Here is a 14,606-nt window from a genome sequence, read left to right as displayed (position 1 = left end):
TAAGTATTTAAAAGTCTAATTTTGCAAAATATTTCGATGAAAAGGGACTATGAGACAATTAAAGATAACCAAATCAATTACCAACCGTGAAAGTGCTTCTTTGGATAAGTATTTACAGGAAATTGGTAAAGAAGATCTTATTACGGTAGAGGAAGAAGTTGAATTGGCGCAGCGAATAAAAAAAGGCGACCAACGAGCTTTGGAGAAATTAACAAGAGCTAACCTACGTTTTGTTGTTTCGGTTGCGAAACAATACCAAAATCAAGGGTTAAGCCTACCGGATCTTATTAACGAGGGTAATTTAGGTTTGATTAAAGCAGCTGAAAAGTTTGATGAGACACGAGGATTTAAATTCATCTCGTATGCCGTTTGGTGGATCCGTCAATCTATTCTGCAGGCTTTAGCTGAGCAATCAAGAATTGTTCGTTTGCCATTGAATCAGGTTGGTTCTTTGAATAAAATTAACAAAGCTTTTTCTAAATTTGAACAAGAGCACGAGAGAAAGCCATCTCCTGAGGAGTTAGCTGAATCGTTAGAGTTGCCTGCTGATAAAGTAGCAGATACGCTTCGTGTTTCAGGTCGACACATTTCTGTTGATGCTCCGTTTGTTGACGGGGAAGACAACAGTTTGTTGGATGTATTGGTGAATGATGATTCTCCGATAGCCGACAGAAATCTTTTGAATGAATCTCTTACTAAAGAAATTGATCGTGCACTAGCTACTCTTACTGAAAGAGAGAGTGACATTATCAAACTTTTCTTCGGTATTGGTATTCAGGAAATGACTTTGGAAGAAATTGGTGAAAAATTTGGTTTGACACGTGAGCGTGTTCGTCAGATTAAAGAAAAAGCGATTCGTCGTTTACGTCATACTTCCAGAAGTAAATTACTGAAAACTTATTTGGGATAAAACATTCCATTTACGATATGTAAAAAGCAGTTTCTTTCGAAACTGCTTTTTTTTATTTCTTTTCTTTTAACTGCGCTTCAAGCTTATACATTTCATCGCGATATTGGGCTGCTTGTAAAAAGTCCATTTCCTTAGCTGCTTTTTGCATTGCTTTTTTGGTTTGTTCAATGGTTTTTTCCAAACTGCTTTTACTCATGTATTGAACAACAGGATCCGCTGCGATTTCAATTGAATCCGGACCGGAATAAGCAACAGGTTCATTGTCTTTTCCATGATTCATCGTGCTTGCTTTCGAACGGGTAATTTGTGTTGGAGTAATGCCGTTTTTGGTATTGTAATCCAATTGTTTTTCTCTTCTATGATCTGTTGCATCGATGGTTTCCTGCATTGACCGGGTAATTTTATCGGCATACATGATCACTTTGCCATTCACATTACGGGCAGCTCTTCCCGAGGTCTGCGTTAAAGATCTGGTGGATCTCAAAAATCCTTCTTTGTCAGCATCTAAAATTGCAACGAGAGACACTTCCGGAAGATCTAATCCTTCACGCAATAAGTTTACACCAATTAAAACATCAAAAACACCATTTCTTAGATCTTCCATTATTTTCACCCGATCTAATGTAGTAACATCGGAATGAATGTACCGGCAGCGAATATTTAAATTGGTGAAATATTCCGATAACTCTTCTGCCATTCGCTTGGTGAGTGTGGTAACCAAAACACGTTCACTAATTTGTGTGCGTTTGTCGATTTCGGCAATTAAATTGTCGATTTGATTAAGGCTTGGGCGAACTTCTATTTGCGGATCAAGTAATCCGGTTGGTCTGATCACCTGCTCCACAACAACGCCTTCGCATTTTTCCAATTCATAATCGGCAGGTGTCGCACTTACGTGGATTGTTTGTTTGGCAATCTGTTCGAATTCTTCGAATTTTAATGGGCGGTTATCCAGCGCCGAAGGCAAGCGGAAGCCATATTCAACCAAATTTATTTTTCGGGAGTGATCACCACCATACATGGCACGAATCTGCGGAATGGTAACATGACTCTCATCAATTACCACCAAAAAATCATCAGGGAAATAATCCATAAGGCAGAATGGGCGGGTTCCTGCAGTTCTTCCGTCAAAATACCGCGAGTAATTCTCAATTCCTGAACAGTGTCCCAATTCCCGGATCATTTCTAAATCGAAATTGACTTTTTCTTCCAAACGTTTTGCTTCCAGATGTTTTCCTATATCTTTTAAAAAGGCAACCTGAGCTACCATATCATCCTGAATTTGATGAATGGCTTTTTGGACCCTGTCTTTACTGGTAACAAATATATTTGCAGGATAAATCGTTATTCTGTCATAGTGATCTAATTTAGCTCCGTTAATTGGGTCAAAAGAGTAAATTTCTTCAATTTCATCATCCCAGAATATAATGCGATAAGCAAAATCAGCGTAAGCCGGATAGATATCAATTGTATCTCCTTTCACCCGAAAATTTCCACGGTCAAACTCTATTTCATTTCTTGAGTACAAAGCATCGACAAAGGAGTGAAGAAGTTTGGTGCGGGAAATTAATTGTCCTTTTTTAATTTCGGTAACATTAGCATGAAAATCTTCTGGGTTTCCAATACCATAAATGCAGGAAACGGATGAAACTACAATTACATCCTTTCTTCCGGACAGAAGGGCAGAGGAAGCGCTTAGACGCAGCTTTTCAATTTCATCATTAATAGATAAGTCTTTCTCTATATAGGTGCCTGTTACCGGCAGATATGCTTCCGGCTGATAATAATCGTAATAGGAAACGAAATACTCAACAGCATTGTTCGGAAAGAACGTTTTGAATTCACCATATAACTGAGCGGCAAGAGTTTTGTTGTGACTTAAAACCAGGGTTGGGCGCTGTACCTGCTCAATTACATTGGCGATGGTAAATGTTTTACCTGAACCGGTAACCCCAAGCAGAGTTTGATGAGGAGCGCCATCGTTTAAGCCTTTACATAATTCTTCAATGGCATTTGGCTGATCTCCTGTTGGTTTAAATTTTGATTCAATTTTAAATTTCATGCAGCACTTTTGATTGGTTCGATGTCTGAATTGCTAAAATATAGAAACAATATGAACCTTGATAATTTTAAATGGAAAATCTAGCTTATCAGATCATTTCAGAAAGAAAAACAGCTGATTACGTTGTTGGTAATCAGCTGTTTTATTTTATTTGATTGTTTTTTTAATTGTTTAACTGAAAGTAAACGGGGAAGTGATCGCTGTAACCACCAAAGTATTTAGGACCGGCGTAAGTGCGGTTGGGAACCAATATACCTTTTGGTGTTTTGTGGCAAATCCAGTCAGCATTAAAGATTTTTCCTGCCTGATGATTTGTATGCAGTCCTTTTGTATTGCTGATAAGGCTGTTGGAAACAATTAGATTGTCGAGCATGTTCCAATCACCCTTGTAGTTGTAAGTGCCTTTTCCGTTTATCTTTAAATCGTACATTAGATTGTAAAGAGCTTCTGGATTTGATGTGTCCTTATTGTTGGTAGCGGCTAAAATCTCTTCAGCAGATTTGTTGTTCGGTTCATCATTAAAATCTCCCATGATAATGATTTTTGCATTGGGATTTTTTTCCTGCAATTTATCAACGGCAATTTTTAATTGCTTAGCTACAAATACACGATTTTTCTCCGATTTTTCTGTTCCTCCTATTCTTGATGGCCAATGATTAACAAATAGGTGTAAGGTATCATTAGAACCTAAAATACCCTCAACATGAAGAATATCGCGTGTTTTGTAGTTTGGTTCATCTGGAAAATGAATTCCAATTATGTCATGACTTAGGTATTTGAATTTGTTTTTTTGATACAGAAGTGCACAATCAATTCCTCTTCCATCCGGACTTTCGGTGTGGGCGATGCCATAATCAGCAGATTTTAATTTTTCCTGACTTATTAATGCTTCCAGTACAGATCGGTTTTCTACTTCACAAAGTCCGATAATAGCAGGGAAATTATTTTTATCGATAGAAGATAATACACTGGAAAGATTTACCAATTTTTTCTGATATCGTTCGGCAGTGTATTCTAATTTTCCTTCAGGAGTAAAATCGTCATCCCGAGTGTTTGGATCGTTAAGAGTGTCAAATAAATTTTCGACATTATAAAATGCAATCGTATACTCCTTTTTTTCCTTAGAACAGGAAAAGGCGATGAGAGCCACCATAAGAACAAACAGTAATTTTTTTAACATGAAATAGTTTTATTGATTCTAATAAAAAGGAGTGACATCGGTTACTCTCATGCCTGCAGCTTCAGCGGCCTGAAAGCCTAAGCTTGCATCTTCAAACACTTGGCAATTTTCAGGAGAAATTCCCATTAGTTCAGCACATTTTAAAAATGTATCCGGTTCCGGCTTGTGATTTTCTACATCATCAGCACTTACCAGAATAGAAATGTACTTATCTAAACCTAAAAGCTGCATGGTTTCAGAGGCAATGTTGCGTTTTCCACCAGTTCCTACTGCCATTGGTATTTTACCATGATATTTGTATACCAAATCGGTAACGGCAGTAATTTCTTTGATTTTGTGCATCTCCTTCGCGAAAAATTCTTCTTTCATATCAGAGAATTTTTGTGGATCAATAGTACGGTTGTTTTTCTCGTTTAGTAAATCGATAATTTTAGAAGAAGGCATTCCGGCACAACTTTTTAAAAAATCAACACTAAATTCCAAGTTCATGATTTTGGCTGTTTTTACCCAGGCTTCATAATGTAAAGGCATTGTGTCAGCCAAGGTTCCATCTAAATCAAAAATAAATGCTTTAGTACTTGGGAATATATCTATTTTTTTCATGGTCTTCGTTTTTTGTCTTTCTATTCGTAAGTTTATTGTTGCAATCCTATTTTTACCTGTGTAAGATTACATTAAAATGATTAGAAAGGGATGCCTAAATTATTAAATAATTTTTAATTAATTGCACTGAATTTTCTTTAATTGCAGATTCTTCGGATGCCGTTTTATGATCTGAATAACAGCTTGTTAAATTGTGTCTTGCTTGGATATTTCGTTAAAAATATTTAAATTTCCAATGTTTTAACAACTTTTTATTTAATCAGCCGTTATTATAACTGTTTGATTGAAGTGAAAATTAAAAAGCAGTATATGAAGATTGTAGCTGGAAGTTTGATTCTACTATTTGTGATGATGAGTGTTTCTGTGAGTGCCAAAAACAATTCTTTGGCTGAAAAAAGAGCAAATCTAATTACATCCTGGATGGAGAAGAAGTTGGATTTGTCTGCGGAACAGATTACGCAGATTGAGGTTTTAAATTTGAAGTATGAAAAAGAAATTGAAAAGCTGACTATGGAGAAGGATGGATTTCCTTGTATGCAGGCAGTTCGCGATAGTTTGAAACGCAAAGAAGTCGAAATGAAAGATGTTCTGTCCGATAAACAGTTGGCAAGTTACATTGAGTGTAAGTGTGAACTGAAGGAAGAACTAAAACGGAATTGCAAAGATTTGATGTAAAAATAAATTTTAAATATAGGATCCCAATCGATTTAGGTTGGGATTTTTTTTGTCCAAATTCAGCAATGGGGATAAAGAGATGAAAAAATCCGAATTATTTACATGTTTGTAACATCCGTTACACTTTTTGTTACCATACTGCCACATCTTTGTAGTGTTGAGAGAGCAAAGTAAATTTCATTTCAGAAATTATTTTAGTTTGTCTCTTCTCAATATTGTAACTTGAATAATCAAATTTATAACATTAAAAAATATTATTATGGCTATGTTTTGTTATCAGTGCCAAGAGGCAGCAAAAGGAACCGGATGTACAATTAAAGGTGTTTGTGGAAAAACCGATGAGGTTGCAAACATTCAGGATTTACTGATGTATGTGATGAAAGGAATCTCAGTTTTCAGTACCAAAGCCCGTGAAGCTGGTGTTGAGAATGATAAAGTGAACAACTTCATTATGACGGGTTTGTTTATGACTATTACTAATGCCAATTTTGATAAAGTAAAATTTGTAGCGGCTGTTCGCGAAGGTCTTAAGCTGCGTGAAGAAATTAAAAATCAGGCAGAAGCAGCAGGTGTTACTTTTGAAAACCTTCATCATTCCGCAACATGGTTTGCTGATAAAGAGAATGATTTTGATGCAAAAGCACGTGTTATTGGAGTATTGTCTACTGAAAACGAAGACGTTCGTTCATTAAGAGAATTGTTATTGTATGGTTTGAAAGGTTTTGCTGCTTACGTTGAGCATGCTTACAATTTAGGTCTTGAAAAAGTGGAAATGTATGCTTTTATGCAGAAAGCTTTGCAGGCGACTACTGATGATACACTGACCGCTGATCAATTGGTTGCTTTGGTTATGGAGTGTGGTGCTAATGGTGTAACTGCTATGGCCACTCTTGATGAAGCAAACACAACTGCTTATGGCAATCCTGAAATTACTAAAGTGAATATTGGTGTAAGCGACAAGCCAGGTATCCTTATTTCCGGTCATGATTTGAAGGATATGGAAGAATTGTTGAAGCAAACTGAAGGAACTGGTGTTGATGTTTACACTCACTCTGAAATGTTGCCTGCCAATTACTATCCGGCATTTAAAAAATATGAGCACTTTGTAGGTAACTACGGAAATGCATGGTGGAAGCAGAATGAAGAGTTCGAAACATTTAACGGACCGATCTTGTTCACCACCAACTGTATTGTTCCTCCTACTGCTAAATCTACTTACCAAGATAAAGTATATACTACAGGTGCTTCTGGTTTCCCAGGATTTAAGCATATTGCAGCTGGTAAAGATGGAAAGAAAGATTTCTCTGAAATAGTTGAGTTGGCTAAAACTTGTGCTGCTCCTATTGAAATTGAAAACGGAACTATCGTAGGTGGATTTGCTCACAATCAGGTAATGCAATTGGCTGATAAGGTTGTTGATGCTGTAAAATCAGGAGCTATTCGTAAGTTCTTTGTAATGGCAGGTTGTGATGGTCGTATGAAAGGTCGTGATTACTATACCGAATTTGCTGCAGCTTTACCAAAAGATACAGTAATTCTAACAGCTGGTTGTGCTAAATACCGTTACAACAAGCTTGAGCTTGGTGATATTGGAGGTATCCCAAGAGTATTGGATGCAGGCCAGTGTAATGATTCATATTCGTTAGCAGTTATTGCATTAAAGCTGAAAGAAGTGTTTGAACTAAATGATATCAATGAATTACCAATTGCTTACAACATTGCATGGTATGAGCAGAAGGCAGTTATTGTATTGTTAGCGCTTTTATCTTTAGGTGTTAAGAACATTCACCTTGGACCAACATTGCCGGCTTTCCTTTCTCCAAATGTTGCTAAAGTGTTAATTGATACTTTCGGAATTGCAGGAATTGGTACTGTTGACGAAGACATGAAAATGTTTTTAAATTAAGAATAAAATTGAGGTTTAAAAAAGCGTTTCGTGGGTGAAGAAAGACAGAGGAGATTTGTGAATGGAACGTTTTTTGGAGTTTGTTATATTATAGTTTGTTAGGGTGATTAGCTGCCTAATGTAGATGATTTAAACTCTGCATTAGGCAGTTTTTTGTTTTATTTTGTTGCTATTTTAGGAACAATTTGTGTAATGTTATATGTTGTTATGGATAAAGCTAAAACAATGAAATTCTTAAAGAAGTACCATAAATGGCCTTCTTTGGCATTGACTTTCTTTATTTTATTATTCGCAATTTCTGGAATTGTGATGAATCACCGGGGAGTATTTTCGTCTGCTGATGTAGATCGAAAATATTTGGGCAGTGAGTATCAGTATTCAAATTGGAATAAGGCTGCAGTGAAATCGGCTGTAACAATTCAAGGAGATACAGCATTAATTTATGGTAATATCGGAATCTGGAAAACTATCGATAATTTCAAAACATTTCAGGACTTTAATTCCGGCTTTACAACTGGCGTCGACAACAGGAAAATTGAAAAAGTAATTAAAACCAGTTCGGGTAAATTGTATGCGGGAACTTTGTTTGGACTTTTTTATTACAATCCGAAAAGTGAAAATTGGGAAAACATTGACTTGCCTGTTTCTGAGGAGAGAGTTGTTGATTTGGTTGAAATTAAGAATCAACTATTTGTTTTGACACGTTCTCACTTGTTGAAAAAAACAGAGATTGGTTTTGAGATCGTAAATTTGCTTCCAGATCAGAATTACGACAATAAGATCAGTTTGTTTAAAACATTGTGGGAAATTCATAGTGGTGAGGCTTTTGGAATAATTGGGCAGTTGTTTGTTGATTTTATAGGCTTGGTGTTCATTCTTCTGTGTGTAAGTGGCTTGGTGTATTTTATCTATCCCAAATGGGTAAAGAAGTTGAAGCAGAAAGGAAAAGATGCTAAGAGGAAGATTAAATTTCTAAAATTTAATTTGAAATGGCACAATCACTTTGGATATTGGTTAATAATTTTTCTTGTCCTGACTACTCTAACGGGGATGTTTTTGCGTCCGCCATTGTTGATTGCGATAGTCTCCAATCGGGTTCCTAAAATTCCACTTACGCATTTGAACAACCCGAATCCTTGGTACGATCAGTTGCGCAGGATCATGTACGATAAAGAATTGGACCGAATTCTATTGGCAACCAATGAGAGTATATATTATTCTGATGATGATTTTACTTCTGCTCCGAAAGTTTTTGCAGTACAGCCTCCCATTTCAGTAATGGGAGTGAATGTGTTCGAAAAGGTGAATGATGGGAGTTATCTGGTTGGATCGTTTAGTGGATTATTTTATTGGATTCCTGAAAAAGGATTAGTTTTCGATTATATTACTAAAAAACCATATGTTCCTTTGAAAACGATGGGGCCGCCAATTTCTGCCCACCCAATTGCTGGATATTTGAAAGATTCAGAGGGAAAAGAAATTTTGTTTGATTACAATTTGGGCTCAGGAAATTTAAGTGATCAATCCGGTTTTACCTCAATGCCTGAGAATATTCAGCAATCACCCATGTCGCTTTGGAATTTGTGTCTGGAAATTCATACCGGAAGAATTTACCGGTACATTTTCGGAAAGTTTTACATCCTTTTTATTCCTCTTTCCGGGATTAGTATTTTATGGATTTTGATAATGGGATTTGTTCTGTATTGGAAACAAAAGAAAAGAAAGAAATAGTTTTATTTCAGGATAGGATAGTTTAAAAAGAGGCTGAATCATCACGGTTCATCCTCTTTTTTTTTAAGGAATGCTTGAAATTAACAGTTCGTTTTTTTTGTAAGTATCTGATTGTTAAGATTGTCTGCATTATGCTTGATTCAATGTAAAGATTTGAAAATAAGTGTAGTGTAAATCAGTCTAATATCTCACATCTAAAATCTAACGATCTATTGAATTGTAAATGATAAGTTAAAAGGAAAAAATTATTTACTGAAAGTCTGTATCTTTATCGCCGGATTAAAAAAAGGAAAAACATGTTCAACTTTGAAGATATAAATCTGGACCGTATTGTGGTTCATAATGTAGGAAATAAACATCACGATGAAGATTTGAAACTTTCTAAATCGGAAATTCAATTGGAAGATGATGATGTTAAGGATATCCTGCTAAAGTATTTTTTAACAGCCTTTAATAAGGAGGAATTCTATAATTTCCAGCATGATACCGATTTAAATATGAATGAGGTGTATTGTTATGCCTCGGAGTATTTTGAGGAGAATGTTTCCTTTTACGATCAGTCAACCAATATTGCAGTTCATCTGTACGAAAAATCGAATCATCCGAATATAAAGGGTGGCGAATTTTATTTGGTGGGCTTTTCGAATTGCGTGGTTGATGGAGAAGTTTGCGATGCGTTGGGTATTTTTAAATCAGAAAATAAAGACACTTTTTTAAAGGTGTACCAAAAGCAGGATAATTTTGAGTTGGGATGTGAAAACGGAATCAATATCAAGAAATTGGACAAAGGCTGCCTGATTTTCAACTCCGAAAAGGAAAAAGGATTCAAAGTTTGTATTGTTGATAAAACCAATTCGAACAAAGAGGCTTTGTACTGGAAAGAGGACTTTTTAAATTTGAAACTTCGCGAAGATAATTTCTATCATACCCAAAATTATTTGGATATGTGTAAAGGTTTTATTGGTGATGTGTACAACGACGAGAATGAGGTTGCCAAAGCAGATCAGATTGATTTAATGAACAAGTCAATCAATTTTTTTAAAGATAAAAAGCTGTTCAACGAGGAATTATTTAAAAAGGAAGTGATTGAACAACCTGAGGTGGCCACTGCATTTGATGAGTACAAAACCTATTATCAAAATGAACAGGGAACAACAGTTACACCAGAATTCACAATTAATAACGATGCTGTAAAAGGAGAGCAAAAGCACTTTAAACACATTTTAAAATTGGATAAAAACTTTCATGTTTACATTCACGGACAGCGAAAATTCATTGAAAAAGGATATGATGCCGCCCTTGATTTAAGTTACTACAAACTGTTTTTCAGAGACGAGAATTGAGTCAGGTGACCAAGTAAAAAGGGGAAAGGATCAAGTTTAAAGCAGACCTGTCAGAGTATTTTATATCTGACAGTGTCACCCAACTACTTTACGGTAATTTTGTACCCCAGAACCGGCTGGTTTTCGAAATAAATGATCAACTCATCATTGCCTTTCCTGTTTGTTGGTACTGAGAAGTTAACGATGTTCTTTTTTAGAATAGGTTTTACGAGTTGTCCAAATTTTTCACTTTTAAAATGATAAGCAATCGGAATGCTGCTTGGAACATTTGCAATTGAAAAGGCAATCTCATTTCCTTTTCGGATTGATATTAATCCATTTTCCGGACTGATTATTTGGTAGCCTTTGCCAATGAATTCATTAAAAATGGCAGGCTGAAGTGCAAATTCTTCCCGGGTAAATTCTTTATTTAGCAGCAACCATTCCTGATTATCAGGGTAATGTTTCATGGCAAATTCCTTTGGATCGCTATCGAAATAAGCAGGAGTATATTCTTTCAGGAATTCCATTTTGGCGTAGTCAACAGAACCAGCCGCCCAGGTAATATCTGCAAGCTTCCATTTCCCATTAATTTTTACAGCATTCCATGCATGGTTCGAAGGCAGCTTGTTGTTTCCTATCTCCGAAACAAATCGTTTTGCCACGCCCGGTATTATTACACATTCAATGTTTAGCAAGCTGCATATTTCCTGATAAAGAGTTGCATAGCCTTCGCATAAAGCTTTGTGGCTCTTCATTGTTTTCTGCGCAAGCTCTCTTCTGAACTGATCTTTTTGTGTCTGCAAATCTTCGTCTGAAGTATACGAAAAGCGGATTTTCTGAATCTTGTTTACTCCTTTTGTTTTGTATTCAACATTCATGGCAATCCATGCAAAGGCAGCTCGGGTTCTATCTTCATCCGTATTGAAATCAGTTTTTATTTTATCAGCTAATTCTTCATAAGAGCTAAAATTCGCCGGGTATTTCGAAATGATTTCATCGACTTTGGTTTGAGAGAAACTTTCAAAATGAAGCAAGGTGAAAAATAGTACAAGTAGGAACTGATATCTAAAAGGAATCGCCATATGTCCGTTTATTTTTTGTTTTAAAGTAATCAGATAGAATGGCAAACGCAATTTCGATGCCATTATTTGATTGCTTAGGGAGTAAATGCATTTTTTTATTTGAACACATTATGGAATTGTTTTGAAGGAAGAATGAACATTTTTTGTTCTGTATTGATGAAGGAAGAATCAATACAAAAAATGAAGGTGGAACTTCAATAGCTTTGTCGAAATAGCAATAAAAAAGAAACGAATACAAATTAATCATTAGAATGTCGGTCGCCCTTATTTTACTTTCCCGAGATGTGGGCACAGTAAAATTAAACAAAGATAAATACACAAAAATAGAGACACTACCAGACAATCCCCCGATTTTCCACTTTCAGGCATTTGGAATTCACTTTAAAGTGCTGGGATTCTACTTTTAGGCATCTGGAATTTACTTTCTCTGACAAAGAGTCACTTTTCGGTCTCGGGAATTCACTTTGGGGTATCCGGAATTTACTTTCTCTGACAAAGAGTCGCTTTTTAGCATCGGGAATTCACTTTGGGGCATTGGGAAACTGCTTTTCCCTGTTAAGGTTTGGGAATAACACTTTAAAAATTACCCCACAAAAAAGACCCACACTCACGGAAGCTTGAGCATGGGCCTTTCGAGTAATATACTTAGTAGTATATGCTTTTAATTATCTTAGGTGATTCACCACTTGATAGATTGGCTGAAGAACAGATTCTCCCAATAAAATACTCCTTTCGGGAGACCAACCAAATTCAGGGTCTGGTAAATCATTATTGTCCTTGAATGGCATTTCAATTGTCAAAGATAAACATTTATATCTTTCTCCAATGTGTTTCGAGCAAATTGCTAAATTTCCTGTTCCAGGTTCGTTCTTCGGATAGCCGTGAGTATCCTGAAAATCAGGACATGAAGCAATCCATGAGTCAATAAATTTTTCCGTTAATTTTTTCAATCTTTCATCGAAAGAAGGGATGCCTTCAATGCCCGATATAAAATTATAAGGCAAAGTTTCATCTCCGTGGATATCCAGATTTAAGTCACAGCCATACTTGTCCATTAAATTACGTACATGGAAAACTTCAGGACTGTTTTCAATCGAAGGTTCAGCCCATTCGCGGTTGTAGTTAAATCCTTTTGTGTTTACCCGTAAATTGCCCGCAATACTGCCATCAATATTCATGTTAGGCACCAAATAAAAAACAGCTTTATTTAGCAAACTTCTCGAAACCGGATCATCCTGATCCAAAAGGCGGTCAATTAAACCCTGCATAAACCATTCGGCCATGGGCTCGCCGGGATGCTGACGGGCAATTACCCAAATGCTTTTTTTCGCTTCGTCGGCTTCACCAACAATTAGCATATCAATGTCTTTTCCTTCCACCGTTTTTCCAATCGAAACCAATTCACACTCCGGCGACATTTGTGCCTGATGAATTAAATTTAAATGCTGATAGTAGGTGTAAGGAGCAAAGTAAGCGTAGTAAACCGAGTTATAAAGTGGCGTATGCTCAATAATCAACTCTTTGCCATCGTAATTCGATGGAACCCGAAACCAATTTTCACGATCGTAGGATGCCACAGTTTGGTAGCCTTCATATCCTTCCGGATAAGATGCTTTACCGGCATTTGTAATCCGCATTTTAACAGATTCTTCCATTGCGCCCATCAATCTGAAATGGAACCATTGAAAAAAATCAGAATTCGTGTCGTTGGGGATGCTTAGCTGTATGTTTTGAGGATTGGCTGCATCAATAACTTCAATTTTACCGCCATCAAAATTCGATGAAATGTTCATGTGTGTATCGTTTTTTTTGTGATTCATTCAAAGGTAGATTTTTTGATTTTTACAGACAAGGAAACTGTTGAATTCTTAAATTGCGATGCCGGAGTACTAATTCACGATTAGTAAACGTTTAAATGATCACAAATTCTTCTATTTTTGGAAGTCTGTTTATCAAGGAAATATTATTTCTCTATTTTTGCAGAGTAGTCCTGTATTTATTTTTAATTCAAACTAATGATCAATTTGTTTCGTCTGAAAGACAACCGTTCAAAAAAGTGGAAGTTTGTAGTGTTTGCTGTAATGCTTGTATTAGTTGTAACAGGATCGGTACTTTTTAAATATTATCAGGATATTTTTTCAAAGAATATTGATTTAGGCGAAGAAGAAACCAGCTTGTTGTACATACCCACCAATTCAAATCAGGCAGATGTTTTGCGGATTTTAAATGAAAAAGGCTGTCTTAAAAACAGCTCTTCCTTTCAGTGGGTAATGCAGAAGAAGAATTTTGCAAATCACATTCACCCGGGGCGTTACGAAATTAAAAATGGCATGAGCAATAATGAATTAATAAATTTATTGCGCTCAGGCATTCAAACGCCACTCAATCTTACTTTTAATAATACCCGCACTTTAGAAGATTTTTCGGGCAAAATAGCAGCTCAAATCGAGGCCGATTCAATTAGCATCCTATCGTTGTTAAAAGACGAATCTAAATTGCAGAAATACGGATTTGCACCTCATACCATTATAGGAATGTTTATTCCCAACACCTATCAGGTTTACTGGAATTTAGATGCAGAAAATTTTATTGAGAGAATGCATACAGAGTATGTTAAGTTTTGGAATGCTGAGCGCTTGCAAAAAGCTAAAAATATTGGTCTTTCACCTGTTCAGGTGAGCACCCTGGCATCAATTGTCGATGAGGAAACCGTTAAAAAAGATGAAAAGAAGCGTGTTGCAGGTGTTTACATGAATCGCTTAAACCGTAAAATTAAATTGGATGCCGATCCAACCTTAAAATTTGCTTTGGGCGATTTCACCATACGCAGGGTTCTTAACAAACACAAAACAATCGATTCTCCATACAACACCTATAAATACCGCGGATTACCTCCGGGACCAATTCGTCAGCCATCTATTTCCGGTATCGAAGCCGTTCTAAACTACGAAAAACACAAATACTACTACTTTTGTGCCAGTCCCGAATTTAATGGATATCACATATTTGCCAAATCCTTGCGCGAACACAACCAAAATGCAAGTCGCTATCAAAGAGCGCTCAACCAAAGAGGCATCATGAAATAATTAGTACTTCTGCTCTTATCGGTTTGTAATTTTCAGATTTTAATTG

The 14,606-nt window shown here is 36.2% G+C and carries 11 protein-coding genes; 6 read left to right on the top strand and 5 right to left on the bottom strand.

The features are described from left to right. Positions 1–49: 49 nt before the first annotated feature. On the top strand, positions 50–910 hold the full coding sequence (locus tag ACHZAX_RS13010; protein WP_289530848.1) for a sigma-70 family RNA polymerase sigma factor: 861 nt from the start codon (positions 50–52) through the stop codon (positions 908–910). 52 nt (positions 911–962) lie between these two features. On the opposite strand, the gene uvrB is transcribed toward ACHZAX_RS13010, so the two are convergent. From uvrB to ACHZAX_RS12995, 3 genes are all read right to left on the bottom strand, one after another. Continuing rightward, positions 963–2,972 (bottom strand): excinuclease ABC subunit UvrB, encoded by a 2,010-nt coding sequence (gene uvrB, locus ACHZAX_RS13005; RefSeq protein WP_320019424.1) that lies wholly within the window; start codon positions 2,970–2,972, stop codon positions 963–965. Between the two features lie 163 nt (positions 2,973–3,135). Next, positions 3,136–4,152: an endonuclease/exonuclease/phosphatase family protein gene (locus ACHZAX_RS13000; protein ID WP_320019423.1), complete on the bottom strand. Its 1,017-nt coding sequence runs from the start codon at positions 4,150–4,152 to the stop codon at positions 3,136–3,138. A gap of 18 nt (positions 4,153–4,170) precedes the next feature. Further along, a complete protein-coding gene (locus tag ACHZAX_RS12995) occupies positions 4,171–4,755 on the bottom strand; it encodes an HAD family hydrolase (protein WP_320019422.1) in 585 nt (194 codons plus the stop codon). Between the two features lie 309 nt (positions 4,756–5,064). Here ACHZAX_RS12995 and ACHZAX_RS12990 point away from each other — a divergent pair, with 309 nt between their 5' ends. From ACHZAX_RS12990 to ACHZAX_RS12975, 4 genes are all read left to right on the top strand, one after another. Next, complete coding sequence (locus tag ACHZAX_RS12990) at positions 5,065–5,430, top strand: hypothetical protein (protein WP_101311771.1); 366 nt, start codon at positions 5,065–5,067, stop codon at positions 5,428–5,430. Between the two features lie 259 nt (positions 5,431–5,689). Next, positions 5,690–7,336 (top strand): hydroxylamine reductase, encoded by a 1,647-nt coding sequence (gene hcp, locus ACHZAX_RS12985; RefSeq protein ID WP_320019421.1) that lies wholly within the window; start codon positions 5,690–5,692, stop codon positions 7,334–7,336. Positions 7,337–7,489: 153 nt separating this feature from the next. Then, a complete protein-coding gene (locus ACHZAX_RS12980; protein WP_320019420.1) occupies positions 7,490–9,067 on the top strand; it encodes a PepSY domain-containing protein in 1,578 nt (525 codons plus the stop codon). 296 nt (positions 9,068–9,363) lie between these two features. Beyond that, the gene (locus tag ACHZAX_RS12975) at positions 9,364–10,410 is read left to right on the top strand and encodes a nucleoid-associated protein (RefSeq protein ID WP_320019419.1); all 1,047 of its coding nucleotides are present in this window, start codon (positions 9,364–9,366) and stop codon (positions 10,408–10,410) included. An 83-nt stretch (positions 10,411–10,493) separates the two neighbouring features. Here the strand turns inward: ACHZAX_RS12975 and ACHZAX_RS12970 are convergent, their stop codons facing one another. Beyond that, positions 10,494–11,537, bottom strand: coding sequence for a transglutaminase domain-containing protein (locus tag ACHZAX_RS12970; RefSeq protein WP_320019418.1), 1,044 nt, complete (start codon positions 11,535–11,537; stop codon positions 10,494–10,496). A gap of 602 nt (positions 11,538–12,139) precedes the next feature. Next, positions 12,140–13,294 (bottom strand): M14 family metallopeptidase, encoded by a 1,155-nt coding sequence (locus tag ACHZAX_RS12965; protein WP_320019417.1) that lies wholly within the window; start codon positions 13,292–13,294, stop codon positions 12,140–12,142. 195 nt (positions 13,295–13,489) lie between these two features. Here ACHZAX_RS12965 and mltG point away from each other — a divergent pair, with 195 nt between their 5' ends. Further along, a complete protein-coding gene (mltG, locus tag ACHZAX_RS12960; protein WP_320019416.1) occupies positions 13,490–14,560 on the top strand; it encodes an endolytic transglycosylase MltG in 1,071 nt (356 codons plus the stop codon). The last annotated feature ends 46 nt before the right edge of the window (positions 14,561–14,606 follow it).

Source organism: Labilibaculum manganireducens (genome assembly GCF_963665805.2).
GTDB lineage: Bacteria > Bacteroidota > Bacteroidia > Bacteroidales > Marinifilaceae > Labilibaculum > Labilibaculum manganireducens.
Note: the sequence above shows the minus strand (reverse complement) of the source record. Positions and strands in the feature narration are given on the sequence as shown.